Source organism: Duganella sp. CT11-25, from assembly GCF_047302815.1.
In the GTDB taxonomy this organism is placed as follows: domain Bacteria; phylum Pseudomonadota; class Gammaproteobacteria; order Burkholderiales; family Burkholderiaceae_D; genus Rugamonas.
The window spans coordinates 1,897,101-1,922,605 of the sequence record NZ_JBKBFD010000001.1 but is presented as its reverse complement, the minus strand read 5'-3'; the positions used below and the strand labels follow the sequence as shown (position 1 = coordinate 1,922,605).

Here is a 25,505-nt window from a genome sequence, read left to right as displayed (position 1 = left end):
GGGCGCGGAGGCGCACCTCCTGTGCGTGTCCTACAGCGCGGTGCGCAGCGCGAACAGTTCGGGGAACAGGACGACGTCGAGCATCTTGCGCAGGTAGCTGACGCCGGCGGTGCCGCCGGTGCCGGTCTTGAAGCCGATGATGCGCTCGACCGTGGTGACGTGGCGGAAGCGCCAGAAGCGGAACGCGGTCTCCAGGTCGACCAGCTTTTCCGCCAGCTCATACAAGGCCCAGTGCTTGGAAGGATCGCGATACACCTCCAGCCACGCGTTCTGGACCGACTCGTCGGCGGCGGTCGGCAGCGTCCAGTCGGCGTCGAGGCGCTCGGCGGAAATCGGCAGGCCATTACGGGCCAGCAGCTTGATCGCTTCGTCGTAGACCGATGGTTCGCGTAGCGCCTTGTCCAGCACGGCAAAGGCGTCCGGCGCGGTGGTGTGGACGTTGAGCAGCGCCGCATTCTTATTACCGAGGATGAACTCGATCTCGCGGTACTGGTAGGACTGGAAGCCCGACGAGGCGCCCAGATATGGCCGGATGGCGGTATATTCCGGCGGCGTCATGGTGGCCAGCACGTCCCAGGCGTGCACCAGCTGGTCCATGATGCGGGCCACGCGGGCCAGCATCTTGAAGGCCGGCGCCAGGTCGTCCGATTGCAGGTGCGCGCGCACCGCGTGCATCTCGTGCAGCATCAGCTTCATCCATAGCTCGCTGGTCTGGTGCTGGACGATGAACAGCATCTCGTTGTGGTTGGGCGACAGCGGGTGCTGGGCGTTGAGGATCTGGTTCAGGCCCAGATAATCGCCGTAGCTCATCGAGTTGCTGAAGTCCATCTGCGCGTCGTGCCATTTGGCGTCGCCGGCGGCGGGAGCGGCGGCGTGCATCGGGCAGCCTGCTGGTGGAACCGGCGCTTCTTTTTGATCGCTCATATATATAGTTTATCTCGTTATCAGGTCACGGCGTCGCGCTTGGCGTCGACGTTGTAGTCTTTGCGGTCCAGGATATCGCGCAGGATTTCCACCGCATCCCATACATCCGCAAAACTGGTGTACAGCGGCGTGAAGCCGAAGCGCATGATGGCCGGCTCGCGGTAGTCGCCGATGACGCCGCGCGCGATCAGCGCCGACATCACCGCATAGCCGTGCGGATGGGTGAAGCTGACCTGGCTGCCGCGCTGCGCATGCGCGCGCGGCGTCACCAGTCCCAGCGGATGGTCGGCGCAGCGCTGCTCGACCAGCTCGATGAACAGGTCGGTCAACGCCAGCGACTTGGCGCGGACGGCCGCCATCGAGGTCTGGCCGAACACGTCCAGGCCGCACTCGACCATCGCCAGCGAGACGATGGGCTGGGTGCCGCACAGCGCGCGGCCGATGCCGTCGGTGGGTTCGAAACCGGGCGCCATCGCGAACGGCGCGGCGTGGCCCCACCATCCCGACAGCGGTTGCTGGAAGCGCGGCTGATGCTTGCGCGGCACCCAGATGAAGGCGGGCGAACCGGGGCCGCCGTTCAGGTATTTATAAGTGCAGCCGACCGCGAGGTCGGCGCCGTCGGCCTCCAGCGCGACCGGCACCGCGCCGGCCGAGTGCGCCAGATCCCAGACGATCAGCGCGCCGGCCGCGTGGGCGAGGGCGCTGGTGGCGCGCATATCGTATTGATAACCGGTACGGTAGTTGACGTGGGTCAGCATGACGACGGCGGTGTCGGCATCGACGGCGGCCGGCAGCTCGTCGGCGCTGTCGATCAGCTTGATGCTGTAGCCGCGGTCCAGCCACGACGTCAGGCCCTGGGCCATATAGATATCGGTCGGGAAGTTGGAGCGTTCGGTGACGATCACGCGGCGGCTGGCGCGCAGCGGTTCGGACGCCTGCATCAGCAGCGCGGCGGCCAGCGCCTTGAACAGGTTGACCGAGGTGGTGTCGGTGACCACCACTTCGCCGTCGGCGGCGCCGATCAGCGGCGCCAGGCGGTTGCCGAGGCGCTTGGGCAGGTCGAACCAGCCGGCGCTGTTCCAGCTGCGGATCAGGTCATGGCCCCATTCGCGCGCGATGACGTGCTGGGCGCGGGCGAGGGCGGCTTTCGGGCGGGCCCCCAAGGAGTTGCCATCCAGATAAATAATCCCGGGCGGCAGGTCGAACTGGTCGCGCAGCTTGGCGAGCGGATCTTGCGCGTCGCGTTCCAGGCAGTGGTTGCGAGTTGTCATTGTGTAACTTTCTTGCAAGGTGGGGAGAAGCTTTAGGCTTCAATAAGTTGCCGGATGCGCGAGTGTACCCTGAAAATCCGCCAAAAAACCTGCTCCCGGGCCCGCCGCCGGGCCGGCGAAGCACCGGCAAACCCGCATGAATACTAGGCTTGAGAACTTTTTTAAAAATTTTTCGATTTTTTTCAAAAAAACCCTAAAGTTCCCGAAAACGCTGCCGTTACCAGATTCATGAAGAGCGGAAAAGCGCCTTCGGGTAGCAAGAAGAGAGTCGAAATAATTGAAAAATATTTTCGCGGAACCCTAAAGTTCCTCAGAAAGCTGCCGTAACCGGGTTAGATGTAGCAAAAAAGAGTCGCTGTAACGCACTATTTTTCGTTTCATGACAGGACTTTTTTGAAGATTCTGGACCTTACAAATCCTACGCCGCAAGGGCGTAGATGAGCGATCTGCGTGTGTTTGTCAGACAAACACCGACGGGTCGTGTTCGCTATTTCCCGACGAAAAATACGGAGAGTCACCTCTTCTCGGTTTTTTGTTGCTCCCGCAGAATGTATCTCACTGGAAACGCAAACGTGTTCCGCAGTGCAGACAACGAAGGAGAGATGGAAATGACCGCTAACGATATGATGGCTGAAATTCGCGACGCCAACCTGAGCTACCTGATGCTGGCTCAGCAGATGATCCGCGCCGACAAAGTCACCGCGATCTTCCGCCTCGGCATCGCCGCAGAAATCGCCGACCTGATCGAAGGCATGAGCAATGCGCAAATCCTGAAGCTGGCAGGCGGCAACATGATGCTGGCCCGTTTCCGCTTCGACGACGGCGCCATCCTCGCCATGCTGACCAACTACAACAAGGACCGCGTGCTGGCCCAGTCGCACGCCGCCATCCTGATGGCTGGCCAGCCAGTCGAAGAAATCGTTTAATCGCCCGGAGCGCAGACCATGGCAGCCAAGAAAAGCGTCGTATCGGAAGCCCAGGAAATCCAGCTGGCCATCGAACTGATCCAGCTGGGCGCCCGCCTGCAGCTGCTGGAGTCGGAAGTGTCGCTGTCGCGCGAGCGCCTGCTCAAGCTGTACAAGGAGCTGAAGGGCGTCTCGCCGCCGAAGGGCATGTTGCCGTTCTCGACCGACTGGTTCCTGACCTGGCAGCCGAACATCCATTCCTCGCTGTTCATCAATATTCACCAATTCCTGACCGTGCATGCCGGCGCCACCGGCGTCGAGGCGGTCATGAAAGCCTACAAGCTGTACCTGGAGCAAATGCCGCCGGAGGCGGGCGAAGAGCCGCTGCTGTCGCTGACCCGCGCCTGGACGCTGGTGCGCTTCTTCAGCAGCAAGATGCTGGAAACGGCGCCTTGCGGCAAGTGCCAGGGCAAGTTCGTGGTCAACTGCATGGACTTGAACGGCAGCTATGTCTGCGGACTGTGCCACATGCCTTCGCGCGCCGGCAAGACCAAGAAAGCCCGCGACGCCGACGCCCTGGCCGCGTAATGGCCACGTGACCCGGTCCGCCGCCCCCGATTCCTACCTTCAACGTATTGCCCGCGCGCCCGCCGTGCGGGCGATGCTGATCCAATGCGGCGCCGCGCCGCTGACGCTGGCCATCATCTATATGATGGCCAGTTTTCGTTTCCCCGTCGATTACCTGGCCGTGGCCGTGGTGCAGGGCCTGCTGGCCGCTGCCATCACCTGGAAATTCGGCCTGGCCCCTTGGTGGCGCGCGATCCAGCTCCTGTTCCCCTTGGCGGTGCTGGCGACGCTGGCGCTGCGGCTGCCATCCTGGCTGTTCCTGCTGCTGTTCCTGGTCTTGCTGGGCCTGTACTGGTCGACCTTCCGCACCCAGGTGCCGTACTACCCGTCGCATCCGGCCGTCTGGGGCGCGGTGTGCCGGCTGCTGCCGCCGCCCGCCGCCGGCGCGCCGGCCCGCCCGCTGCGGCTGATCGACATCGGCAGCGGCCTGGGCGGCCTGGTCATGCATGTGGCGCGCGCGCGGCCGGACGCCGTTTGCGAGGGCATCGAACTGGCGCCGCTGCCCTGGCTATATAGCTGGTCGCGGGCCAGGCTGGCCGGCAGCGGCGCGCGCTTCCGGCTGGGCGACTACGAGCGGCTCGACTTCGCCGATTACGACCTGGTGTTCGCCTACCTGTCGCCGGCCGCGATGGCCGCGCTGTGGCGCAAGGCGGCGGCCGAAATGCGTCCCGGCGCCATGCTCGCCAGCTACGAATTTGCTATCGACGCCCGTGCGCCCGATCAGACCATCTACGCCACAGAGGGCGGCGTTCCCCTCTACATATGGTACTTTTAAGCATCATTTAGCGTTATTCACTTGCCCGTCCCCCCCTACTCACGCTATTGTAGTTCTACATGTAAATTTATTGAAAACCGGCGTTTGTTAGTCTTGAAACGGTCACAATCGGGCCGGTTTTCGCTCTGGGGAGTCAGCGCACTTGTTAGTCATCATCGGATATGTAGTGGTCTGCGTCGGCGTGTTCGGCGGCTTCGCATTGAACGGCGGGCATCTGGCCGCGCTGCTGCAGCCGCTGGAACTGCTCATGATCGGCGGCGGCGCGGCCGGCGCCTTCCTGGTCGGTAACAACGCCAAGACCATCAAGGCCACGCTGGGCGCGCTGCCGAGCTTGTTCAAGGGCTCGCGCTACACCAAAGACCTGTACATGGAGTTGATGTCGCTGCTGTTCGACGTGCTGTCCAAGGTGCGCAAGGAAGGCCTGATGTCGATCGAAGGCGATATCGACAGCCCCGACCAGAGCCCGCTGTTCAGCAAGTACCCGAGCGTGCTGGAAGACCACCACATCGTGGAATTCATGACCGATTACCTGCGCCTGATGGTGTCGGGCAATATGGATGCGTTCCAGATCGAGAATTTGATGGACAACGAGATCGAGACCCACCACCACGAGGGCGCCGCGCCGGCCCACGCGATCGCCAAGCTGGGCGACGGCATGCCGGCCTTCGGTATCGTGGCGGCGGTGATGGGCGTGGTGCATACGATGGAATCGGTGGGCTTGCCGCCGGCCGAGCTGGGCATCCTGATCGCGCACGCGCTGGTCGGCACCTTCCTCGGCATCTTGCTGGCCTACGGTTTCGTCGGTCCGCTGTCGAGCCTGCTGGAACAGAAGCTGGAAGAGTCGACCAAGATGTACCAGTGCGTCAAGGTCACGCTGCTGGCCAGCCTGAACGGCTACGCGCCGGCGCTGGCGGTGGAGTTCGGCCGCAAGGTGCTGTACTCGACCGAGCGTCCATCGTTCGCCGAGCTCGAGGATCACATCAAGAAATCGAAATCGAAGTAAGCCATGCTGGTCATTGTAAAAACGTTAAGGAAGAATCATGGCTGAAGAAGGCTTGCGGCCAATCATCGTCAAGCGCATCAAGAAGGGCGGCGGCGGCCACCACGGCGGCGCGTGGAAGATCGCGTACGCCGACTTCGTGACCGCGATGATGGCCTTCTTCCTCCTGATGTGGCTGCTCGGCTCGACCACCAAGGGCGACCTCAACGGCATCTCCGAATACTTCAAGACGCCGCTCAAAGTGGCCCTGCAGGGCGGCTCGGGCAGCGGCGACAGCTCGTCGGTGATCCCCGGCGGCGGCAAGGACTTGACGCGGCGCGAAGGCCAGGTCAAGGCCAGCGACGACCCGGTGCTCAAGAAAACCTTCAACCTGACCGCCGCCAAGGCCGCGCTGGAGGCGGAGGAATCGCAGCGCCTGAAGGCGCTCAAGGAAAAGATCGAAGCCAAGATCGAAGCCAACCCGCTGCTGAAGAAATTCAAGGAACAGCTGCTGCTCGACATCACCAGCGAAGGCTTGCGGATCCAGATCGTCGACGAGCAGAACCGCCCGATGTTCGCGCTGGCCAAGGCCGAGCTGCAACCGTACACCAAGGAAATCCTGCACGAGATAGGCTTCGTGCTGAACGACGTGCCCAACCGGATCGGCCTGTCCGGCCACACCGACTCGACGCCTTACCTGAGCGACGCCGGCTACAGCAACTGGGAACTGTCGGCCGACCGCGCCAACGCCTCGCGCCGCGAGCTGATCGCCGGCGGCATGCAGGACGCCAAGGTGCTGCGGGTGGTGGGGCTGGCCTCGGCCGCCAACCTCGACAAGGCCGACCCGTTCAACCCGATCAACCGCCGCATCAGCATCATCGTCATGAACAAGCGTACCGAGGAAAGCGTGATGCGCGACGGCGCCAAGCAGATCGAGGTCGGCGCCGATGAAGCCGCCGCAGCCGCCGCGCCGGCCGCGCCGCCGTCCGGTCCGCCGGTACGCAAATAGAGCAAGCGAAGCACCAGAACGAGACTGTTATGACGAGAAAAAAAATCCTGGGGTCCCACGTCAAGCGCCTGCTGTCGGGCGTGTCTGACCACGGCCGCAAGCATTTGACCGAAGTCGAGACCGACCTGATCCAGACCGGCCTGCTGCTGGAGGAAGCGATCGAAAAGCTGTCCTTCAACTTCATGGCCATCCACCAGGCGGTCGAGGCCGAGCAGGCCACGATCCGGCTGCTGCTGGACGGCGGCATCGCCACGCCCGAGCAGCGCGCCCAGCTCGAGGCGCTGCAGGGCAACGTCGGCGGCTATGTCAACGCCGCCATCACCAGCCTGCAATTCCAGGACATGACCAGCCAGCTGATCGACCGCACCCTGAAGCGCGTCACCGGCCTGCGCGAGTTCCTCGGCACGCTGGGCGCGCACGGCGCCGAGATGCTGCCCGAGAGCGACAACGAGGAAATCGTCGCGCTGCTGGGCAAGGTCAGCATGGCGCTGGCGATACAGAGTTTGGAACTGCGCAGCGTGTTGCGCAAAGCAGTCAGTCAGCAACACCTGGAGAGCGGCGACATCGAATTATTCTAAAGCGCCGCCCGCAACCGATTGATTTAACGCGGACCGCGAGGTCCGGCATATAAAGAGTGAGAGCAAAGATGGCCAAGACAATACTTGCAGTTGATGATTCCAGTTCCCTGCGCCAGATGGTGGCCTTCAGCCTGAAGGCGGCCGGCTACCTGGTGGTGGAAGCGGTGGACGGCCAGGAAGGCCTGGAAAAAGCCAAGCTGCAGAGCGTCGACCTGGTGCTGACCGACCAGAACATGCCGCGCATGGACGGCTTGCAGCTGATCAAGCTGCTGCGCGAACTGCCGGCCTACCAGAAGACGCCGATCCTGATGCTGACCACCGAATCGTCCGACGAGATGAAAGCCAAGGGCCGCGCCGCCGGCGCCAACGGCTGGCTGGTCAAGCCCTTCGATCCCCAGCGGCTCATCGAGGTAGTGAAAAAGGTCATCGGCTGATAAGGCGCATGCAATGATGCTGAGCGAACTGTACGGAGTATCACCATGACCATCGACATAAGCCAGTTTTTCCAGGTCTTCTTCGATGAAGCCGAGGAACTGCTGGCTGAAATGGAGCGGCTGCTGCTGGCCGTCAACGTGGAAGCCCCCGACGCCGAGGATCTGAACGCGATCTTCCGCACCGCCCATTCCGTCAAGGGCGGCGCCTCCACGTTCGGCGTGACCGACATGACCGAGGTGACGCACATCCTCGAAACCCTGCTCGACCGCATCCGCAAGGGCGAGATGGCGCTGACGTCCGAGCACGTCGACGCCTTCCTGGCCGCCAAGGACATCCTCAAGATGCAGCTGGACGGCCACCGCCACGGCAGCCAGGTCGACCAGGACGCGGTCGGCAACGTGCGCATGATGCTGCAGTCGCTGACCCAGGACGTGCCGGTGGTGGCGCTGTCGCCGGTGGCGCCGGCCTTCAACACGGCGGACGCCAAGGTGGTCGACCACAGCGGCGGACGGCGCTACCGTCTCGAGCTGCCGGCCATGGCGCACCGCGAGGTGACCGCGCTGGGCGCCGAGCTGGGCCTGATGGGCCACGTCTCGATCACGCCGCTGGACCGCGACCGCAACGCCATGGTGGTCACCACGCATGAAAGCCTGGACGACATCATCGCCATCTGCTCCTTCGTGCTGAACCCGGACGACATGCTCGTCACCGAGCTGCCGGCGCTGGACGCCAGGCAGGCCAGGCTGGAAAACGCCGAGCGCTCCAAGGTCGAGAAAGACCTGGGCTACGGCTTCTTCGACGAGGCCGAGCTGCATCCGGCCGCCGCCGGCAGTGGCGAAGGCTACGGCTTCTTCCAGCCGCTGGACGAGATCCGCGCCAACGCCGAAGCCGGCGCCGACGACAGCCGCGGCTACGGCTTCTTCCAGCCGGTCGAGCAGATCCGCGCCGCCGCCGGCATCGTGATCGAGGCCCCGAGCGCCGCCGCGGTCGAGGAGGAAAAGAAGGCCGCCAAGAAGGAAGAGAAGGAAAAAGGCGAGAAGGGCGGTCCCGGACCGGGCGCCGAATCGTCGTCGATCCGCGTCTCGATCGAGAAAGTCGACCAGCTGATCAACCTGGTGGGCGAGCTGGTCATCACGCAGGCGATGATCGAGCAGCGCGTCGACACGCTGGACCCGATGGCGCACGAACGCCTGCTCAACAGCGTCAGCCAGCTGACCCGCAACACCCGCGACCTGCAGGAAGCGGTGATGTCGATCCGCATGATGCCGATGGATTTCGTGTTCTCGCGCTTCCCGCGCATGGTGCGCGACCTGGCGGCCAAGCTGGGCAAGAAGGTCGACTTCATCACCAACGGCGCGGCCACCGAACTGGACAAGGGCCTGATCGAGCGCATCGTCGATCCGCTGACGCACCTGGTGCGCAACTCGATCGACCACGGCATCGAAATGCCGGAAGTACGGCGCGCCGGCGGCAAGAGCGACTCGGGCCGGCTGTTCCTGTCGGCCTCCCACCAGGGCGGCAACATCATCATCGAAGTCTCGGACGACGGCGGCGGCTTGAACCGCGAGCGCATCCTGGCCAAGGCGGCGCAGAACGGCCTGCCGCTGGGCGACAACATGAGCGACGCCGAGGTCTGGCAGCTGATCTTCGCGCCCGGCTTCTCGACCGCCGAGACGGTGACCGACGTCTCCGGCCGCGGCGTCGGCATGGACGTGGTCAAGCGCAACATCACCGCCATGGGCGGCGTGGTCGACATCCGCTCGGCCAAGGGCTTCGGCACCACGATCTCGATCTCGCTGCCGCTGACCTTGGCGATCCTGGACGGCATGTCGATCCGGGTCGGGGAGGAAGTGTACATTCTGCCGCTCGGCTTCGTCATCGAATCGCTGCAGCCGGCGCCGGAAGACGTCAAGGAAATCAGCGGCAAGGGCCGGGTCATCAAGGTGCGCGGCGAATACCTGCCGCTGGTGCCGCTGTACCAGATGTTCGACATCACGCCGCGCTTCACCGACCCCTGCCAGGGCATCGTGGTCATCATCGAGACCGACGGCCGCAAGGCCGGCCTGTTCATCGACGACCTGGTCGGCCAGCAGCAGGTGGTGGTCAAGAACCTGGAATCGAATTACCGCAAGGTGGCCGGCATCTCGGGCGCCACCATCCTGGGCGACGGCGGCGTGTCGCTGATCCTCGATGTCGCCGCACTCATACGCTCGTCGCGCCAGCTGGCGGACGAATCGATTTTTTCTTCATAGGGAGCCATCATGGCAGAGGTACTGACCACCGGAGCAAATGAAATCGCCGGCCACGAATACCTGGCGTTCACGCTGGGCTCGGAGGAATACGGCATCGATATCCTGAAGGTGCAGGAAATCCGCGGCTACGAAACCGTCACCCGCATCGCCAACGCGCCGGAGTTCATCAAGGGCGTGATCAACCTGCGCGGCATCATCATCCCGGTGGTGGACATGCGCATCAAGTTCAACCTCGGCTCGCCCGTGTACGACCAGTTCACCGTGGTCATCATCCTCAACATCAGCGGCCGCATCGTCGGCATGGTGGTGGACTCGGTGTCGGACGTGACCACCCTGACGCCGGAGCAGGTCAAGCCGGCGCCGGAAATGGGCACCGCCTTCAGCACCGACTACATGATCGGCCTGGGCACCATCGACGAGCGCATGCTGATCCTGGTGAACATCGACAAGCTGATGTCGAGCTCGGAAATGGGCTTGATGGAGCAACTGGCGGCTTGACGGCCCGGCTTGCGTGTCCCCAAACCTTGGGCACGACCTAGAGCACAAACCGGCGGCAGCGCCCCCATAGAAGGGCGCGCCCACACACGATAGAACACGGGGTTCGCAAGCAGGTCCCGGCGAACAAGTGCACAGACAGCATAGGGGAGAACACAATGAATTTACGCGACTTCAAAATCGGCGCACGGCTGCGCATCGGCTTCGGCGCTATTTTGCTGATCCTGGTGGCCATGGTCCTGTTGACCAACTACCTGAACTACAGCAACAAGTCCCAGCTGACCAAGGGGCTGGAGCTGTCGACCGCCAAGAACCTGCAGGCCGGCGCGATGAAGAGCGCGATGCTGGAGACCGGCATCGCCATGCGCAACATCGGCCTGCAGTCGGACGTCAGCCTGATGCAGAAGGAAGAGCAAAAGGTCAAGGACCAGCGCGCGCGCTACGAGAAGGCGGTGACCGACCTGAAGGCGCTGGGCCTGAACGACGCGGAAAAGAAAACCCTGGCCGACATCGCCGCGCTGGCCGCCGACACCGACAACGCCTTCAAGGAAGCCATCGGCCAGATCCTGGCGTTCAACAGCGAGGGCGGGGCCAAGGTCATTTCCGGCCGCATCGACCCGCTCAACACGCAGACGCTGGCGCTGATCAACAAGCTGGTCGACATGCAGCAGGCCAACGCCAAGGAAGTCATGGACGGCTCGGTCAAGTCCGACCGCAGCCTGATGATCATGCTGTTCGTGCTGGGCGGCATCGCCGTCGCGCTGGGCGTGGTGTGCGCGGCCGTCATCACCCGCTCGATCACGGCGCCGCTGTCGGGCGCGGTCGAAGTGGCGCAGAAAGTGGCCACCGGCGAGCTGACCTCGCAGGTCGTGGTCGAAGGCAAGGATGAAACCAGCGAGCTGCTGCAGGCGCTGAAGGACATGAACGAAAGCCTGGCCAAGACCGTCGGCGACGTCCGCAACGGCACCGAGCTGATCTCGACCGCCTCGCAGGAAATCGCCTCCGGCAACGCCGACCTGTCGGCCCGCACCGAGTCGCAAGCCAGCTCGCTGGAAGAGACCGCGTCGTCGATGGAGGAGCTGACCTCCACCGTCAAGCAAAACGCCGACAACGCGCGCCAGGCCAACCAGCTGGCCGTCTCGGCCTCGTCGGTGGCGGAAAAGGGCGGCACCGTGGTGTCGCAGGTGGTCGAGACCATGGGCTCGATCAAGGCCAGCTCCAGCAAGATCGTCGACATCATCGGTGTGATCGACGGCATCGCCTTCCAGACCAACATCCTGGCGCTGAACGCCGCCGTCGAGGCGGCGCGCGCCGGCGAACAGGGCCGCGGCTTCGCGGTGGTGGCCTCCGAGGTGCGCAACCTGGCGCAGCGCTCGGCCGGCGCCGCCAAGGAAATCAAGGAACTGATCGGCGACTCGGTCGACAAGGTCGACGCCGGCAGCAAGCTGGTCGACGAGGCCGGCCAGACCATGGACCTGATCGTCACCTCGATCCGCCAGGTGGCCGACATCATGGGCGAGATCACCGCCGCCACCCAGGAACAGAGCAACGGCATCGAGGAAGTCAACCAGGCCATCACCCAGATGGACGAGATGACGCAGCAAAACGCCGCGCTGGTCGAGGAGGCCGCAGCCGCCGCCGAGAGCATGCAGGAACAGGCGCAGCTGCTGGCGCAGGCGGTCAGCATCTTCAAGCTGTCGCATGACGAGACGATGCGCCGTCCGGCCGCGCCGGCCCCGCGCGCCGCGGCCGTCGCCGCGCCGCGCCCGGCAGCCCGTCCGGCCCCGGCCGCGCGCGTGGCCGCCGCCCGTCCGGCCCCGGCCAAGAAGCTGACCACCGCCGCGCCATCCGCCGGCGAGGAGTGGGAAGAGTTTTAAGATGTACGCCATTCCGGCCCCGGGCGGGAATGGCGGATGGCATAGTTAGTGCAGTCACATAAAGGTTTAACATATGCCGCAAGCTAAAGACACCGTCAAAGAGTTTGACTTCAACGCCAAGGACTTCGAACGGGTGCGCGGGTTGATTTACAAACGGGCCGGCATCTCGCTGGCCGACAGCAAGCAGGAAATGGTGTACAGCCGCCTGGCGCGGCGCTTGCGCGCCACCGGCATCGGTTCCTTCGCCAAGTACCTGGACGACCTGGAGGCGGGGCGCCTGGGCGAGGAGTGGGAATCGTTCACCAACGCGCTGACCACCAACCTGACCTCGTTCTTCCGCGAAGCCCACCACTTCCCGCTGCTGGCCGAGCACATCAAGCACCGGCGCGAGCCGCTGACCATCTGGTGCTCCGCCAGCTCGACCGGCGAGGAACCGTACTCGATCGCCATGACGGTGTGCGAGGCGTTCAACACGCTGACGCCGAACGTCCAGATCATCGCCACCGACATCGACACCAACGTGCTGGCCACCGCCGAGATGGGCGTCTACACCATGGACCGCCTCGACAAGATGTCGCCCGAGCGCTCGCGCCGCTTCTTCCTCAAGGGCAAGGGCGACCGCGAAGGCCAGGCGCGGGTGCGGCCGGAGCTGCGCAATATGATCACCTTCAAGCAGCTCAACCTGCTGGCCGACAACTGGCCGATCAGCGGCCAGTTCGACGTCATCTTTTGCCGCAACGTGATGATTTACTTCGACAAGGCAACTCAGCGTAAAATACTGTCCCGCTTTGTCCCTTTGATGAAGCCCGATGCGCTGCTGTTTGCGGGGCATTCGGAAAACTTCCTGTATGTCTCGGAGTCGTTGAAACTGCGCGGCAAGACCGTCTACGAACTGGACGACGCAGCCGCTGGCCGAAAAGCACCGTCGCAACGCACATGAGAATAAGCCATGGACCTCGAACAATTTGCCACGAACGTCTACTACGATAGAACGTTCGACTGCGAAGCCGCCAAGATACTGCCGGGCGAGTACTACTTCACCAACAAGGATATGTTGATCGTGACGGTGCTCGGCTCCTGCGTGTCGGCCTGCATCCGCGACCGCGCCACCGGCCTGGGCGGCATGAACCACTTCATGCTGCCGGACGGCGGCGGCGACAACGGCAGCCCGGTGTCGGCCTCCGCGCGCTATGGCACCTACGCCATGGAAATCCTGATCAACGACCTGCTCAAGGCCGGCGCCCGGCGCGAAAACCTGGAAGCCAAGGTGTTCGGCGGCGGGGCCGTGCTCAAGGGCTTCACCGCGATCAACGTCGGCGAGCGCAACGCCGCCTTCGTGCTGAACTTCCTCAAGGTCGAGAAGATCCGGGTGGTGGCCGAAGACCTCAACGACATCCACCCGCGCAAGGTGTATTTCTTCCCGCGCACCGGCAAGGTGCTGGTCAAGAAACTGATGCAAACCCATAACGACACGCTGGCCAAGCGTGAGATCGAATACGCCAGCCGCCTCAAAGTGGCGCCGGTCGGCGGCGAGATCGATCTGTTTTGACAGGGCATAGCCCGGAAAGTAGCGTTTTATGAAGATCAAAGTCCTGATCGTCGACGACTCGGCGCTGATCCGCAGCGTCATGAGCGAGATCATCAATTCCCAGCCCGACATGGAAGTGGTGGCGGCGGCGCCCGATCCGCTGGTGGCGCGCGAACTGATCAAGCAGCACAACCCCGACGTGCTGACGCTGGACGTCGAGATGCCGAAGATGGACGGCCTCGACTTCCTGGAAAAACTGATGCGGCTGCGGCCGATGCCGGTGGTGATGGTGTCCTCGCTGACCGAGCGCGGCTCCGAGATCACCATGCGCGCGCTGGAGCTGGGCGCGGTGGATTTCGTCACCAAGCCGAAGATCTCGATCCAGGCCGGCATGCGCGAATACACCGAGCTGATCACCGACAAGATCCGCGCCGCCTCCAAGGCCAGGGTGCGCGCCCGCACCCTGCCGCAGCCGGGCGCCGACGGCCACGCGCCGCTGCCGCAGCTGCGCAATCCGCTGACCTCGTCGGAAAAACTGATCATCATCGGCGCCTCCACCGGCGGCACCGAGGCGATCCGCGAATTCCTGATGCAGATGCCGTCCGACTGCCCCGGCATCCTGATCACCCAGCACATGCCGGAAGGCTTCACCACCTCGTTCGCCAAGCGCCTCAACAGCCTGTGCAAGATTTCGGTGCAGGAAGCGCAGGGCAACGAGCGCGTGCTGCCGGGCCACGCCTACATCGCCCCCGGCCACTCGCACCTGTACCTGACCCGCAGCGGCGCCAACTACATGACCCGGATCGACCAGGCCGAGCCGGTCAACCGCCACCGGCCGTCGGTCGACGTGCTGTTCCGTTCGGCCGCGCAGTGCGCCGGCAAGAACGCGGTTGGGGTTATCCTGACCGGCATGGGCAAGGATGGCGCGGCCGGCATGCTGGAGATGAAGAACGCCGGGGCGTATAATTTTGCCCAGGACGAGGCCAGCTGCGTGGTGTTCGGCATGCCGCGCGAGGCGATCGCGATGGGCGCGGCGCATGAAATCGGCGCCCTGCAGGCGCTGCCCGGCATGGTGCTGGGCTACCTGGCGCAGCACGGCATGCGCGCCTTGCGCGTATAAAATCGCTAAGTGTGACGTTTTACTGCGACTTTGTTCGCCTTAAAGCAACGAAAATGCTATCCTACAACTTGCTGGCAATTCTAGGCACTATTAACCACCGCGTAGAGAAACAACGGAGTAATTCATGGCTGATCCAAAGATGAAATTTTTAGTTGTTGACGATTTTTCGACGATGCGCCGCATCGTCCGGAATCTGTTAAAAGAACTGGGTTATGCCAATGTCGACGAGGCAGAAGACGGCGTGATGGCGCTGGCGAAACTGCGCGCAGAATCCTTCGACTTCGTCGTGTCCGACTGGAACATGCCGAACATGGACGGCTTGACGATGTTGCAAAACATTCGCGCCGATCCGGCCCTGGCCAAGCTGCCGGTGCTGATGGTGACCGCCGAAGCCAAGAAGGAAAACATCATCGCGGCGGCCCAGGCCGGCGCCAACGGTTATGTGGTCAAGCCGTTCACCGCGGCCACGCTGGATGAAAAACTCAACAAGATCTTCGAAAAACTCGGAGCTTGATGATGTTTGAGCAACAAAATGGCGCCGCCGCTGCCACGTCAGCAGCGATGGAGCCGAACGAGGAGTTTTTGTCGCGTATCGGTCACATGACCCGGGCCCTGCATGAAAGCTTGCGCGGTCTCGGCCTGGACAAACTGATCGAAAAAGCCGCGTCGGACATTCCCGACGCGCGCGACCGCCTCGATTATGTGGCGCGCCTGAGTGAAGACGCGGCGCAGAAAGTGTTAAACGCCACCGACGCCGCCGGCCCCTTGCAGGACCAGATCGGCGGCGACGCCAAGCAGTTGAGCGCCTCCTGGCAGCGGCTGCTGGCGGCCAGCGCCGGCACGGCTGCCGCGTCAGGCGCGGCCTGGCAGGAACTGGCGCAGCAGACCGTCGCCGCGCTGGATGGCGCCGCCGCCGGTTCCAGCGAGACCAAGGCCCATCTGATGGACATCATGATGGCGCAGGACTTCCAGGACTTGACCGGGCAGGTGATTAAAAAGGTCACGTCGATCGCGCAAAACCTCGAACAGCAGCTGGTGCAGATGCTGATCGACTTTGCGCCCGAGCAGATGAAGAAGGAAATCGACAACGGCTTGCTGAACGGACCGCAAATCGATCCGACCCGCGAGAACGTGGTGGCTGACCAGGAGCAGGTGGACGATCTGCTGGATAGTCTGGGCTTCTGATCTGTACCGGCCCGTTCGCCGCGGGCCTTTCTCACCTCAAGACCATGCATCAAACCAATTTCCTCGTCCGTGAGCCGCTGCTGGACGCCAAGCAGCGGGTGGTTGGCTACGAACTCTCCTGGCAGCAGTCCAGCGCGGCGGCATCGACCGCCGACGAGCTGGAAGCGCTGATCGGCTTCGTCGCCGGGCAAGTCAACGACGACGACGGCGGCTGGCTGCTGCGCGACAAAATCCTGTTCCTCGAGGCCGTGCCGGCCATGCTGTCGACCGACGCGCTGCATCAGCTGCCGCCGGAACGCACCGTGTTGTCGATCAAGGCGGCCGAGCTGGCCAATCCGGACACCACCGCCGCCGTGCAGGCGCTGCGCGCCGGCGGCGTCGGCATCCTGCTGCGCGACGCCGACCTGACCCGCATCGGCACCCGGCTGCCGACCCTGGCCTCCTACGTGGAAGTGCGCTTTTCCGGCGCCGACGTCGGCGCCCAGGCGCGCACCTACGCGGCCTTGAAGCAATCGACGGTGGGCATGGTGGCGCGTCCGGTCAGCAACTGGTCCGACTTCGACGCCTGCGCCGCGCTCGGCCTGAATGCCTTCGTCGGCAAGCTGCACCTGACGCCGCGCCCGAGCCCAGAAACCAAGGGCCTGAACCCGGCCCAGACCATCATCATGCAGCTGATGCAGATGGTGCGCCAGAATGCCGACCTGCCACAGCTGGAAGCCGTGCTCAAGCGCGACGCCACGCTGTCCTACAAGCTGCTGCGCTTCATCAACTCGGCCGGCTTCGGCGCCGGGCGCGAGGTGCAGTCGCTCAAGCAGGCGCTGACCCTGCTGGGCTACACGCCGCTGTACCGCTGGCTGACCCTGCTGCTGGCCACGGCCAGCACCTCGGGCTATTCGCCGGTGCTGCTGGAGACGGCGGTGGTGCGCGGCCGCCTGGCCGAGCTGCTGGCGCAGGCCGCGCTGGGCAAGGGCGAGGCCGAGAATGTCTTCGTGGCGGGCATGTTCTCGCTGCTGGACCGGCTGCTGGGCATCCCGATGGACGAGGTGCTGGCCAACATCCAGCTGTCCGACGACGTGGTCGCCGCGCTGCTGACGCGCAGCGGCAAGTACGGCCCCTACCTGGCGCTGGCCGAAGCCTGCGAGCTGAATTCCGACCTGGTGGCCTCGCTGGCCGCGGCCTTGAAGCTGAGTCCGCTGGACGTCAATAAAGCCCACCTGTCCGCGCTGGCCTGGGCCCAAAACGTCGCGGCCTGATCTGCCGCAAGCGGGACCAGTGCCCTTGTTGACAGGTCCCGTTGCGAGGCCGAAGATGGGCGCATGAACGCGAACTCCGACAAAGACTATATCGACGCCAAGGTCGAGACCATGCACACGCTGCTGGACGAGCGGCTGGGCGCGTTCCAGGCCATGATGGATGGTCGTTTTGCCGAGATGCAGGCACAGATAAATGGTCGCTTTGCCGAGATGCAGGCGCAGATGAATGGTCGCTTTGCCGAGATGCGCGCCTACATCGATGGTCGCTTTGCTCACATGGACGAGAAAATCGAGCGTGTGGCCGCCGAGTTGCGTGCTGAAATGGCGAAAAATACCGCGCACATCGTTAAATGGATGATTGGCACCTGGATCGCCGGCATCGTGCTATTTATCACGGTTATGACTTTTACCGTGAACAATGTTGCAGCAGAGGCGAGGGCCGCCACTGCTGCGCTTGCAGCCGAAGTACGCGCTGCGAGGACAGCCGCGCCGATGGCGCAACCACCCATCATCATCCAGCTGCCGCCGGCGGCGGCCCCGCAGCCTAAGCCTTAGATTTCCAGATTGTCGATCAGGCGGGTCGAGCCCAGCTTGGCGGCGGCCAGCACCACCAGCGGCGCGCCTTGCGCCAGGTCGCCGGCGCTTGGCGGCTGCAGGTCCGAGCGCTTGCGGATCGAGACATAATCCGGCTTCCAGCCGCGCTTGGCCAGGTCTTCCATCGCCTTGTGCTCGACCTGGAAGATATCCAGGTGGCCGGCGCGCATCTCATTGGCCACGTAGTTCAGGCTCTGGAACAGCGCCGGCGCCTCCGCGCGCTCCGCTTCCGACAGGTACATATTGCGCGACGACAGCGCCAAGCCGTCTTCCGCGCGATAGGTCTCGGCGCCGATGATCTCGGTCGGCAGCGCGAACTGGCGGCTCATGTTGCGCACCATCATCAGCTGCTGGTAATCCTTCTTGCCGAACACCGCCACCTTCGGCTGCACGCACGAGAACAGCTTGAGCACGATGGTGGTCACGCCGGTGAAGAAGCCGGGACGGAACTCGCCCTCCAGCGTGTTGCCCAGGTCGGCCGGCGGATTGACGCGGAACTCCTGCGGTTCCGGGTACAGGTCCTTCTCGGTCGGCGCGAACAGCACGTACACGCCTTCCTTCTCCAGCTTCTCAACGTCGGCCTGGAAGGTGCGCGGATACTTGTCGAAATCCTCGTTCGGGCCGAACTGCAGGCGGTTGACGAAGATCGACGCGACCACCGGGTCGCCGTGCTTGCGCGCCAGGCGCATCAGCGACAGATGGCCCTCGTGCAGGTTGCCCATGGTCGGGACGAAGGCGGTGCGCAGTTGGCCGCTGAGTTGGTCGCGCAATTCTTCAATGGTGGTAATGATTTTCATGACGTAGGTTCGCGATGGGCGTAATGGGGAATTCGGGAGGTGTGAACCGCGCCGCTCAGGCGGGCGAGTAGGCCAGCCGCACGTAAATCGGTGCGAACGGCTCGGCCTGGGTAATTTCTATCAGGGTTTCCTTGGCCAGCTCCAGCAGCGCGACAAAGTTCACCACCACCACCGGCACACCGCCGGCGAGGTCGAACAGGTCGGCGAACTCGACGAAGCGGGTCGATTGCAAACGGCGCAGGATGCCGGTCATGTGCTCGCGCACCGACAACTCCTGGCGGCTGATCCTGTGGTGCTGGGTCAGCTTGGCGCGCTTCATCACATCCAGCCAGGCTTGCTGCAGGTCGACCGGCGCCACGTCCGGCCAGGTCTGCACCAGGCTTTGCTCGATGAAGATCTGGGTCCGCACGAAATCGCGGTCCAGCTGCGGGACCGCGTTCAGGTCGTAGGCGGCCAGCTTGATTTGTTCGTATTCGAGCAGGCGGCGCACCAGCTCGGCGCGCGGATCGTCCAGCTCGGCATCCAGCTCGGCCTGGCGTTGCGGCAGCAGCATGCGCGACTTGATCTCGATCAGCATGGCCGCCATCAGCAGGTACTCGGCGGCCAGCTCCAGGTTAGACAGGCGGATCTGGTCGACATATTTGAGGTACTGCAGCGTCAGCTGCGCCATCGGGATGTCGAGGATGTTGAAGTTTTGCTTGCGGATCAGATAGAGCAGCAAGTCCAGCGGTCCCTCGAAGGCGTCGAGGAAGATTTCCAGCGCGTCCGGCGGGATGTACAGGTCGTTCGGCAGCTTGAGCAGCGGTTCGCCGTACAGGCGGGCGAGGGCGGAGACTTCGGTGGTGACGGCGGCGGCGGCCTCGGCGACTTCAGGCGTGACGGCGGCCTCGGCCGCTTCAACGGACTCGGCCGCGTCGGCCGACGCTGCGGCCTCCACCGCGGTCAGGCCGTCGGCGGCTACAGGCAGCTGCTCGTCCGCCGTCTCGGCAGCCGTATCGTCTGGCAACATCCTTGCCGCCCCGTTTGCTTAGACCTTGTTCTGGTAAACGTAGGCTTGTTGCTTGATGGCCGACTTGAGCTGGCGTTCCTGCTCATCCAGCGACACCGGCGGGCGATCCCACAGCAGCGCGCGGCCTTGTTGCTGGCCGGCTTCCATGCCTGGGTTCTTTTCCTTCAGCGCCTTGATGAACAGGGTGTGATCGGATTCGTACATCGAATGTTGTTTAGAGAGTTTCATATTATCTAAGTGGATGGATCAGCAAAGGCTATTTTACCGCGCTGCGGCGCTCAGGCGCTAATTCTATCGCCGGCAACCGGCTGGAAAACGTGTAATCGGGTATGCTCATAGGGTTAATGTTGCATGTCTATCACTAAAACTACAACAATGAGCAACCGCCTGTCCGCCAAAACCATCTTTTTACTCACTTTGCCGCCGCTGCTGTGGGCCGGCAACGCCGTTGTCGGCCGCCTGGTGCACGATATGCTGCCGCCGGTGCTGCTCAATTTCCTGCGCTGGCTGATCGCCCTGTGCATCCTGCTGCCGCTGGCCGGCCCGGTGTTCCGGCCGGACGCCGGCCTGTGGCGCCACTGGAAACAGTACGCCATGCTGGGCCTGCTTGGCATCGGCATGTACAACGCGCTGCAATACATGGCCCTGCAAAGCTCGACGCCGATCAACGTCACGCTGGTCGCCTCCGGCATGCCGGTGTGGATGATGCTGACCGGCTGGCTGTTCTTCGGCGTGCCGGTGGCGCGGCGCCAGGTGGCCGGCGCCGTGCTGTCGATCGCCGGCGTGCTGGTGGTGCTGGCGCGCGGCGAATGGCGGCACGTGATGGAATTGCGGCTGGTGGCGGGCGATGTGTTCATGATCCTGGCCACCATCGCCTGGTCGCTGTACAGCTGGATGCTGACCCGCACCAGGGAGCCGGCCGCCATCCGCGCCAACTGGGCCAGTTTCCTGGTGGCGCAGGTGGCGTTCGGCGTGCTGTGGTCGGGCGGCTTCGCGCTGGGTGAGCAGGCGCTGGGCGCGATCCCGGTGCAATGGAGCTGGGCGCTGGCCGCCGCGCTGGTGTATGTCGCGGTCGGTCCGGCGGTGATCGCCTTCCGCTGCTGGGGCGCCGGCGTGGAACGGGCCGGGCCGTCGGTCGGGGCCTTCTTCGTCAACCTGACGCCGCTGTTCACGGCCTTGCTGTCGTCGGCCTTCCTGGGCGAAGCGCCGCACGGCTACCATGCCGTCGCGTTCGCGCTGATCGTCGGCGGCATCGTGGTCTCGGCGCGGCGCGGCTAGCCGCCCGCCGCCACCTTCAATGCGTCGATAAACACCCGCACCTTCTGCGGCAGATGGGGCGTGGCGGGAAATACCGCGTGGATGTCGCTCTCGGCCTGCGTCCATTCCGGCAGCAGCCGCACCAGCCGGCCGGCCGCGACATCGTCCTGCGTCAAAAAGGTGGTGGCGCGCAGCACGCCCACGCCGGCCAGCGCGGCCGCGCGGCTGGCATACGCCGTGTTGGTGGAAAACACCGTGTTGCGCATCCTCACCTCGTGCAGCTTGCCGGCGCCGTTCTCCAGCGTGAACACTTTGGGCTGCTGCAGCACCGATAGCGAAATGAACGGCATCGACTCCAGCGCTTGCGGGTCGGCCGGCATGCCGTGTTGCGCGATGAAGTCCGGGCTGGCCGCCAGCCAGCGCGTCAGCGGCCCAACGCGGGTCGCCATGTGCCCGGAATCGGCCAGCTTGCCCAGCCGGACCGTGACGTCGATGCCTTCGGCGATCAGGTCGATCACATGGTCGCCGCAGGTCAGGTCGATGTGCAGCCCCGGGTAGCGGACGCGCAGTTGCGCCAGCAGCGGCGCCACCACGATCACCCCGTAATCGATGGGGGAGGCCACGCGCAGCGTGCCTTGCGGGACATCGCGCCCGGTGCGGGCCTGCTCGATGGCCTGTTCCGCCGACTGCAGCAACTGGCGGCTGGCCTCGTAGAACGCGCGCCCGGCCTCGGTCAGGCTCAGCTTGCGTGTCGAGCGCAGCAGCAGGCCGACGCCGATTTCCGCCTCCAGCAGCTGCATGTGCTTGCTGACCATGGACTTCGCCAGCCCGAGCCGCTCGGCGGCGGCCGTCAGCGAGCCCGCCTCGACCACGGCGACGAAGGTCGTCAGGCGGTTCAGATTGATTGTGCTGAGATTGACCATGCTGCCATTATGCCTTGATTGTGCACTTTAGGTGAACTGAGATTCCGCTATTGTCCGGCTTATCGGGACGGCGATGACTCCCTATACTGGCCTCATTCACCCACACATGCACACAAGGACTCGTCATGAAACTCTACGGCTTCCCACTCTCCGGCCATTCGCACCGCGCGGAACTGTTCCTCAACCTGCTTCAGCTGCCTTACGAGTTCGTCCCGATGCCGCTGGCCGGCGGCAAGCACCGCACGCCGGAATTCCTGTCGTTGAACGCCTTCGGCGAAGTGCCGGTGCTGGAGGACGGCGATGTGGTGCTGGCCGATTCGACCGCCATCCTGGTGTACCTGGCGTCCAAATACGACGACAGCGGCCGCTGGCTGCCGCGCGACCCGGTCGCCGCCGCCCATGTGCAGCGCTGGCTGTCGGCCGCCTCGGGCAAGATCGCCTACGGTCCCGCCGCCGCACGGCTGGTGACGGTGTTCGGCGCGCCGCTGGACCACGAGCGCGCCAAGTCCATCGCCAGCCGCCTGTTCGATGTGCTGGAACAGGAGTTGAGCGGCCGCCGCTATCTGGTTGGCGAACACGCCAGCATCGCCGACGTCGCCGCGTTCAGCTACATCGAACACGCGCCGGAAGGCGGCGTCTCCCTGAAGCCGTACCCGAACATCCGCGCCTGGCTGGCCAACGTGCGCGCGCTGCCGGGGTTTGTGGCCATGCAGGCCACCCAGGCCGGCGTGGCGCCGGAAGAGGCGTAAGCCATGGGCGCCGCCATCTCTCCATTCCACGCCGATGAACTGGCGATCCAGCAGCGCGTCGGCGTGCGCGAGCAGATGGCTGGCGCCGCCGCTTTTATCCGCGACTTCATGCCGGACCAGCACCGGCAGTTTTTTGAAGAGCTGCCATTTTTCTTCATCGGCGCGCTGGACGCGGCTGGCCAGCCGTGGGCGACCATGCTGACCAGCTATCCCGGCTTCATCGCCGCGCCGGACGCGCACACGCTGGACATCGACGGCGGCATGCTGGCCGGCGATCCGTTGCAAGGCCAGTTGCGGGTCGGCGACTACATTGGCGGCCTGGGACTGGCGCCGACCACGCGCCGCCGCAACCGCGTCAATGGCGTGATCGCGGCGGCCGGTGAGGACGGCATTCGCGTCGATGTCACGCAAAGCTTCGGCAACTGCCCGCAATACATCCAGCACCGCCAGCACAGCGCGGTGCCGGATGCGGCCACCCGCAAGGTGCAGGTGGTGCGCGGCACGACGCTGAGCGCGCAGGACCGGGAACTGATCGCACGCGCCGACACCTTTTTCATCGCCAGCGCCAACCTGGATGCCGATGCAGGCAAGGGACGCGGCGTCGATGTGTCGCACCGCGGCGGCCGGCCGGGGTTTGTGCGCATCGACGACGAGCGCACGCTGACATCGCCGGAATTCGTCGGCAATTTCTTCTTCAACACGATGGGCAATCTGCTCGGGCATCCGCGCGCGGGCTTGCTGTTCATCGACTTCGAGCGCGGCGACATGCTGCACCTGGCGGTGGAGGGCGAGATCATCTGGGATGGTCCGCAAGTCCAGGCCTTCGCCGGCGCCGAGCGGCTGCTGCGCTTTCATATCCGTGAGGTGGTGCGCAACGTCGGCGCGCTGCCGTTCCGCTGGACCGATCCGCAACCGGCGATGCAGAACGCCCGCACCGGCAATTGGACGGAGGCCGGCAGCGTGCTCGCCGCCGCCGGCAAGCGCGCGAGCTGGCGCCGGTTCGCCGTGACCGATATCGTGCAGGAGAGCGATAACGTGCGCTCGTTCCACATGGCGCCGGCCGATGGCATCGGCGTGGCTGCGCATGTGCCGGGCCAGTTCGTCACGGTGCGCGTGCCGGGTGCGGATGGCGCCGCGCAGCAGGTCCGCAGCTACACGCTGTCGGATGCGCCCAACGGCCGCAGCTACCGCATCAGCGTCAAGCGCGACGGCGTGGTGTCGCGCTGGCTGCACGAGCACCTGTCGCCCGGCGCCACCGTCGAATTGATGGGGCCCGGCGGCGACTTCGTGTTCGAGGAGGGCACGCAGCGCCCGGTCGTGATGCTCTCGGCCGGCATCGGCATTACGCCGATGATCGCGATGCTCAACGGACTGTTGGTCAACGGCAGCCGCACGCGGCACAAACATGCTATCCACTTCATCCATGGTGCGCGCAGCCCCGGCGAGTTTGCGTTCGCCAGTCATCTGCAGTCGATGGCGGCGGGTCACAGCAACTTGAACGTGCATGTGCGCTACAGCGCGACCGAAGGCCGTATCGATATCGACATGCTGAAGGACTTGCTGCCCTTCGACGACTACGACTTCTACCTGTGCGGCCCGGCGCCGTTCATGCAGCAGATGTACGAAGGCTTGCGTGGCCTGAACGTCGCGGACGCGCGCATCCGCTTCGAAGCCTTCGGTCCTGCCAGCGTGCGCCGCAGCGCCGCGCCGGCGGCAGGGCCAGCAACGTCGCCAGCAGCGCCGGTGCCCGTGCGGTTCGCCGCGTCGGGCGTGTCGGCAACCTGGAACGGCGAGGGCAGCCTGCTGGCGCTGGCCGAGGCCAACGGAGTGCCCGCGCCATCGGGGTGCCGTTCGGGCTTGTGCGGCTCTTGCGCGGTAGGCTTGCAAGCGGGCGAGGTGCGCTACACCCGCGAATGCGATGCGCAGGCAGAGGCCGGACAAGTGCTGCTGTGTTCCGTCGTACCGGGCGCCGGCACACAAGCGATCACCCTAGCGATTTGATATAGCGTGGATCGACCTGCGCGCAGTAGCTGGCGCAGGCCTGGCGCGCCGCATTGGCCGCCGCGTGCACCAGCATTTCCGCGTTCGAGTGGAAGCACATGGAGACGATGATCGAGGGCGGTTCGGGTTGTACAGGCAGTTCGATGAATTCGCCGCTCTCCAGCAAGCTGACGACGAACAGGCTGGGTATCGCCGCCACGCCGTAGCCGTCCTTCACCAGCTGTACGATCGCCGCCACCGACGGCGAACAAGTGATGCGCGTCTGCTCCAACGGGATCATCGCCAGGTTGGCCATCTTGCTGACGATTTCCTCCAGCATGCGTTGCGGCGCGGTGCCGCGCCCGAAAGTCAGGATGGGCAGCTGCAGCAGGCGCTGGTTCAGCCCTTCCTTGCGCGTATCGACCAGTCCCCGGCGCGCGATCCAGTGCAGCGGATAGACCGCCAGCGCTTCCGAAACGATATCGCTGCTTTCCACACCCTCGACCTGGATCACCAGATCGAGCTCGCGCGCGCGCAAACGCCGCTCCAGCACATTGCTCATGTCGACCGCCAGGTCGACTTCGAGCTCCGGATACAACACATTGAGCTCGCGAATGTACTGCGCCAGCCAGCTGTGAACCACCGATTCGATCACGCCAAGCCGCAGCCGGCCGCGAATTGCACTATCTTTGTGCGCCGCCGCCTGCAGCCTGCGCGTCGCATCGACCACCGCTTTCGCGTGGCCCAGCAGGTACTCGGCATTGGCTGTCAGGCGGAAGTCCTTGCTGCTCCTGTCGATCAATTCGGTCTGCAATTCCTCTTCCAAGGTCTTGATGCGCAAGGAAATCGCGGCCGGCGTCGCATGCAGCGCGCGGGCCGTGGCGCGGAAGCTGCGCAGTTGGGCCAGGGTGACGAAAGTTTCAAGGAACCGGGTATTCATGAGTCAAGAATACCTTAACTCCATGCACCGGGATAGCGCACAC

At 64.4% G+C, this 25,505-nt stretch carries 27 protein-coding genes; 20 read left to right on the top strand and 7 right to left on the bottom strand.

Features of this window, described 5'->3' with window-relative positions:
* Window positions 1–30: 30 nt before the first annotated feature.
* Entirely contained in the window at window positions 31–924 is an 894-nt protein-coding gene (kynA, locus tag ACEN9F_RS07960) for a tryptophan 2,3-dioxygenase (protein ID WP_413419497.1), read from the bottom strand.
* Between the two features lie 20 nt (window positions 925–944).
* A complete protein-coding gene (gene kynU / locus ACEN9F_RS07955) occupies window positions 945–2,195 on the bottom strand; it encodes a kynureninase (RefSeq protein ID WP_413419496.1) in 1,251 nt (416 codons plus the stop codon).
* A 608-nt stretch (window positions 2,196–2,803) separates the two neighbouring features.
* Between kynU and flhD the strand changes: the two genes are divergently transcribed.
* The 17 genes from flhD to ACEN9F_RS07870 all read left to right on the top strand — a co-directional run bounded on the left by flhD (window position 2,804) and on the right by ACEN9F_RS07870 (window position 17,768).
* Window positions 2,804–3,121 carry a flagellar transcriptional regulator FlhD gene (gene flhD / locus ACEN9F_RS07950; protein WP_413419495.1) on the top strand — a complete coding sequence of 106 codons (318 nt, stop codon included), beginning with the start codon at window positions 2,804–2,806 and terminating at the stop codon, window positions 3,119–3,121.
* An 18-nt stretch (window positions 3,122–3,139) separates the two neighbouring features.
* Window positions 3,140–3,688, top strand: a complete 549-nt coding sequence (gene flhC, locus ACEN9F_RS07945) for a flagellar transcriptional regulator FlhC (protein WP_413419494.1) — start codon at window positions 3,140–3,142, stop codon at window positions 3,686–3,688.
* A gap of 73 nt (window positions 3,689–3,761) precedes the next feature.
* On the top strand, window positions 3,762–4,502 hold the full coding sequence (locus ACEN9F_RS07940) for a class I SAM-dependent methyltransferase (RefSeq protein WP_413427000.1): 741 nt from the start codon (window positions 3,762–3,764) through the stop codon (window positions 4,500–4,502).
* Window positions 4,503–4,644: 142 nt separating this feature from the next.
* Entirely contained in the window at window positions 4,645–5,505 is an 861-nt protein-coding gene (gene motA, locus ACEN9F_RS07935) for a flagellar motor stator protein MotA (RefSeq protein WP_413419493.1), read from the top strand.
* A 37-nt stretch (window positions 5,506–5,542) separates the two neighbouring features.
* Entirely contained in the window at window positions 5,543–6,490 is a 948-nt protein-coding gene (gene motB / locus ACEN9F_RS07930) for a flagellar motor protein MotB (RefSeq protein ID WP_413419492.1), read from the top strand.
* Between the two features lie 29 nt (window positions 6,491–6,519).
* Window positions 6,520–7,068 carry a chemotaxis protein gene (locus tag ACEN9F_RS07925; protein ID WP_413419491.1) on the top strand — a complete coding sequence of 183 codons (549 nt, stop codon included), beginning with the start codon at window positions 6,520–6,522 and terminating at the stop codon, window positions 7,066–7,068.
* A gap of 68 nt (window positions 7,069–7,136) precedes the next feature.
* Entirely contained in the window at window positions 7,137–7,502 is a 366-nt protein-coding gene (locus tag ACEN9F_RS07920) for a response regulator (RefSeq protein WP_413419490.1), read from the top strand.
* A gap of 45 nt (window positions 7,503–7,547) precedes the next feature.
* Window positions 7,548–9,755: a chemotaxis protein CheA gene (gene cheA / locus ACEN9F_RS07915; RefSeq protein ID WP_413419489.1), complete on the top strand. Its 2,208-nt coding sequence runs from the start codon at window positions 7,548–7,550 to the stop codon at window positions 9,753–9,755.
* Window positions 9,756–9,764: 9 nt separating this feature from the next.
* Window positions 9,765–10,253 carry a chemotaxis protein CheW gene (locus tag ACEN9F_RS07910; RefSeq protein ID WP_413419488.1) on the top strand — a complete coding sequence of 163 codons (489 nt, stop codon included), beginning with the start codon at window positions 9,765–9,767 and terminating at the stop codon, window positions 10,251–10,253.
* Between the two features lie 155 nt (window positions 10,254–10,408).
* Window positions 10,409–12,127, top strand: coding sequence for a methyl-accepting chemotaxis protein (locus ACEN9F_RS07905; RefSeq protein ID WP_413419487.1), 1,719 nt, complete (start codon window positions 10,409–10,411; stop codon window positions 12,125–12,127).
* 73 nt (window positions 12,128–12,200) lie between these two features.
* Window positions 12,201–13,067 carry a CheR family methyltransferase gene (locus ACEN9F_RS07900; RefSeq protein ID WP_413419486.1) on the top strand — a complete coding sequence of 289 codons (867 nt, stop codon included), beginning with the start codon at window positions 12,201–12,203 and terminating at the stop codon, window positions 13,065–13,067.
* A gap of 9 nt (window positions 13,068–13,076) precedes the next feature.
* Window positions 13,077–13,676 (top strand): chemoreceptor glutamine deamidase CheD, encoded by a 600-nt coding sequence (gene cheD / locus ACEN9F_RS07895; protein WP_413419485.1) that lies wholly within the window; start codon window positions 13,077–13,079, stop codon window positions 13,674–13,676.
* 28 nt (window positions 13,677–13,704) lie between these two features.
* Complete coding sequence (locus ACEN9F_RS07890; RefSeq protein WP_413419484.1) at window positions 13,705–14,775, top strand: protein-glutamate methylesterase/protein-glutamine glutaminase; 1,071 nt, start codon at window positions 13,705–13,707, stop codon at window positions 14,773–14,775.
* A gap of 124 nt (window positions 14,776–14,899) precedes the next feature.
* Window positions 14,900–15,289, top strand: coding sequence for a chemotaxis response regulator CheY (gene cheY / locus ACEN9F_RS07885; RefSeq protein ID WP_008450066.1), 390 nt, complete (start codon window positions 14,900–14,902; stop codon window positions 15,287–15,289).
* 2 nt (window positions 15,290–15,291) lie between these two features.
* Window positions 15,292–15,960: a protein phosphatase CheZ gene (cheZ, locus tag ACEN9F_RS07880; protein ID WP_413419483.1), complete on the top strand. Its 669-nt coding sequence runs from the start codon at window positions 15,292–15,294 to the stop codon at window positions 15,958–15,960.
* 44 nt (window positions 15,961–16,004) lie between these two features.
* Window positions 16,005–17,213 (top strand): EAL and HDOD domain-containing protein, encoded by a 1,209-nt coding sequence (locus tag ACEN9F_RS07875; protein WP_413419482.1) that lies wholly within the window; start codon window positions 16,005–16,007, stop codon window positions 17,211–17,213.
* Window positions 17,214–17,276: 63 nt separating this feature from the next.
* The gene (locus ACEN9F_RS07870) at window positions 17,277–17,768 is read left to right on the top strand and encodes a hypothetical protein (protein ID WP_413419481.1); all 492 of its coding nucleotides are present in this window, start codon (window positions 17,277–17,279) and stop codon (window positions 17,766–17,768) included.
* On the opposite strand, the gene panC is transcribed toward ACEN9F_RS07870, so the two are convergent.
* The 3 genes from panC to ACEN9F_RS07855 are packed head-to-tail and all read right to left on the bottom strand — an operon-like array spanning window position 17,765 to window position 19,841.
* Window positions 17,765–18,604, bottom strand: a complete 840-nt coding sequence (gene panC / locus ACEN9F_RS07865) for a pantoate--beta-alanine ligase (protein WP_413419480.1) — start codon at window positions 18,602–18,604, stop codon at window positions 17,765–17,767. The genes ACEN9F_RS07870 and panC overlap by 4 nt on opposite strands.
* A 55-nt stretch (window positions 18,605–18,659) precedes the next feature.
* Window positions 18,660–19,613 (bottom strand): segregation and condensation protein A, encoded by a 954-nt coding sequence (locus ACEN9F_RS07860; RefSeq protein WP_413419479.1) that lies wholly within the window; start codon window positions 19,611–19,613, stop codon window positions 18,660–18,662.
* A gap of 18 nt (window positions 19,614–19,631) precedes the next feature.
* A complete protein-coding gene (locus ACEN9F_RS07855; RefSeq protein WP_413419478.1) occupies window positions 19,632–19,841 on the bottom strand; it encodes a DUF3460 family protein in 210 nt (69 codons plus the stop codon).
* Between the two features lie 147 nt (window positions 19,842–19,988).
* On the opposite strand from ACEN9F_RS07855, the gene ACEN9F_RS07850 reads away from it, so the two are divergent.
* Window positions 19,989–20,891 (top strand): DMT family transporter, encoded by a 903-nt coding sequence (locus tag ACEN9F_RS07850; RefSeq protein ID WP_413426998.1) that lies wholly within the window; start codon window positions 19,989–19,991, stop codon window positions 20,889–20,891.
* Here the strand turns inward: ACEN9F_RS07850 and ACEN9F_RS07845 are convergent.
* On the bottom strand, window positions 20,888–21,793 hold the full coding sequence (locus tag ACEN9F_RS07845) for a LysR family transcriptional regulator (RefSeq protein ID WP_413419477.1): 906 nt from the start codon (window positions 21,791–21,793) through the stop codon (window positions 20,888–20,890). The two genes, ACEN9F_RS07850 and ACEN9F_RS07845, sit on opposite strands and share 4 nt — an antisense overlap.
* A 125-nt stretch (window positions 21,794–21,918) precedes the next feature.
* Here ACEN9F_RS07845 and ACEN9F_RS07840 point away from each other — a divergent pair, with 125 nt between their 5' ends.
* Together ACEN9F_RS07840 and ACEN9F_RS07835 are read left to right on the top strand one after the other, a co-directional pair.
* A complete protein-coding gene (locus tag ACEN9F_RS07840) occupies window positions 21,919–22,542 on the top strand; it encodes a glutathione S-transferase family protein (RefSeq protein ID WP_413419476.1) in 624 nt (207 codons plus the stop codon).
* A gap of 3 nt (window positions 22,543–22,545) precedes the next feature.
* A complete protein-coding gene (locus ACEN9F_RS07835; protein WP_413419475.1) occupies window positions 22,546–24,543 on the top strand; it encodes a pyridoxamine 5'-phosphate oxidase family protein in 1,998 nt (665 codons plus the stop codon).
* Here ACEN9F_RS07835 and ACEN9F_RS07830 read toward each other — a convergent pair.
* Entirely contained in the window at window positions 24,527–25,462 is a 936-nt protein-coding gene (locus ACEN9F_RS07830) for a LysR family transcriptional regulator (RefSeq protein WP_413419474.1), read from the bottom strand. The genes ACEN9F_RS07835 and ACEN9F_RS07830 overlap by 17 nt on opposite strands.
* Window positions 25,463–25,505: the final 43 nt, after the last annotated feature.

What these genes read in the sequence shown, in the direction of transcription:
- cheA (WP_413419489.1), top strand. Translation starts at nt 7,548, where the DNA reads ATGACCATCGACATAAGCCAGTTTTTCCAGGTCTTCTTCGATGAAGCC.
- kynU (WP_413419496.1), bottom strand. Translation starts at nt 2,195, where the DNA reads ATGACAACTCGCAACCACTGCCTGGAACGCGACGCGCAAGATCCGCTC.
- flhD (WP_413419495.1), top strand. Translation starts at nt 2,804, where the DNA reads ATGACCGCTAACGATATGATGGCTGAAATTCGCGACGCCAACCTGAGC.
- ACEN9F_RS07845 (WP_413419477.1), bottom strand. Translation starts at nt 21,793, where the DNA reads ATGGTCAATCTCAGCACAATCAATCTGAACCGCCTGACGACCTTCGTC.
- ACEN9F_RS07875 (WP_413419482.1), top strand. Translation starts at nt 16,005, where the DNA reads ATGCATCAAACCAATTTCCTCGTCCGTGAGCCGCTGCTGGACGCCAAG.
- ACEN9F_RS07835 (WP_413419475.1), top strand. Translation starts at nt 22,546, where the DNA reads ATGGGCGCCGCCATCTCTCCATTCCACGCCGATGAACTGGCGATCCAG.
- ACEN9F_RS07855 (WP_413419478.1), bottom strand. Translation starts at nt 19,841, where the DNA reads ATGAAACTCTCTAAACAACATTCGATGTACGAATCCGATCACACCCTG.
- flhC (WP_413419494.1), top strand. Translation starts at nt 3,140, where the DNA reads ATGGCAGCCAAGAAAAGCGTCGTATCGGAAGCCCAGGAAATCCAGCTG.
- cheD (WP_413419485.1), top strand. Translation starts at nt 13,077, where the DNA reads ATGGACCTCGAACAATTTGCCACGAACGTCTACTACGATAGAACGTTC.
- cheZ (WP_413419483.1), top strand. Translation starts at nt 15,292, where the DNA reads ATGTTTGAGCAACAAAATGGCGCCGCCGCTGCCACGTCAGCAGCGATG.
- ACEN9F_RS07870 (WP_413419481.1), top strand. Translation starts at nt 17,277, where the DNA reads ATGAACGCGAACTCCGACAAAGACTATATCGACGCCAAGGTCGAGACC.
- ACEN9F_RS07860 (WP_413419479.1), bottom strand. Translation starts at nt 19,613, where the DNA reads ATGTTGCCAGACGATACGGCTGCCGAGACGGCGGACGAGCAGCTGCCT.
- cheY (WP_008450066.1), top strand. Translation starts at nt 14,900, where the DNA reads ATGGCTGATCCAAAGATGAAATTTTTAGTTGTTGACGATTTTTCGACG.
- ACEN9F_RS07905 (WP_413419487.1), top strand. Translation starts at nt 10,409, where the DNA reads ATGAATTTACGCGACTTCAAAATCGGCGCACGGCTGCGCATCGGCTTC.
- ACEN9F_RS07940 (WP_413427000.1), top strand. Translation starts at nt 3,762, where the DNA reads ATGCTGATCCAATGCGGCGCCGCGCCGCTGACGCTGGCCATCATCTAT.
- ACEN9F_RS07900 (WP_413419486.1), top strand. Translation starts at nt 12,201, where the DNA reads ATGCCGCAAGCTAAAGACACCGTCAAAGAGTTTGACTTCAACGCCAAG.
- ACEN9F_RS07890 (WP_413419484.1), top strand. Translation starts at nt 13,705, where the DNA reads ATGAAGATCAAAGTCCTGATCGTCGACGACTCGGCGCTGATCCGCAGC.
- ACEN9F_RS07920 (WP_413419490.1), top strand. Translation starts at nt 7,137, where the DNA reads ATGGCCAAGACAATACTTGCAGTTGATGATTCCAGTTCCCTGCGCCAG.
- ACEN9F_RS07925 (WP_413419491.1), top strand. Translation starts at nt 6,520, where the DNA reads ATGACGAGAAAAAAAATCCTGGGGTCCCACGTCAAGCGCCTGCTGTCG.
- ACEN9F_RS07910 (WP_413419488.1), top strand. Translation starts at nt 9,765, where the DNA reads ATGGCAGAGGTACTGACCACCGGAGCAAATGAAATCGCCGGCCACGAA.
- ACEN9F_RS07850 (WP_413426998.1), top strand. Translation starts at nt 19,989, where the DNA reads ATGAGCAACCGCCTGTCCGCCAAAACCATCTTTTTACTCACTTTGCCG.
- kynA (WP_413419497.1), bottom strand. Translation starts at nt 924, where the DNA reads ATGAGCGATCAAAAAGAAGCGCCGGTTCCACCAGCAGGCTGCCCGATG.
- ACEN9F_RS07830 (WP_413419474.1), bottom strand. Translation starts at nt 25,462, where the DNA reads ATGAATACCCGGTTCCTTGAAACTTTCGTCACCCTGGCCCAACTGCGC.
- ACEN9F_RS07840 (WP_413419476.1), top strand. Translation starts at nt 21,919, where the DNA reads ATGAAACTCTACGGCTTCCCACTCTCCGGCCATTCGCACCGCGCGGAA.
- panC (WP_413419480.1), bottom strand. Translation starts at nt 18,604, where the DNA reads ATGAAAATCATTACCACCATTGAAGAATTGCGCGACCAACTCAGCGGC.
- motB (WP_413419492.1), top strand. Translation starts at nt 5,543, where the DNA reads ATGGCTGAAGAAGGCTTGCGGCCAATCATCGTCAAGCGCATCAAGAAG.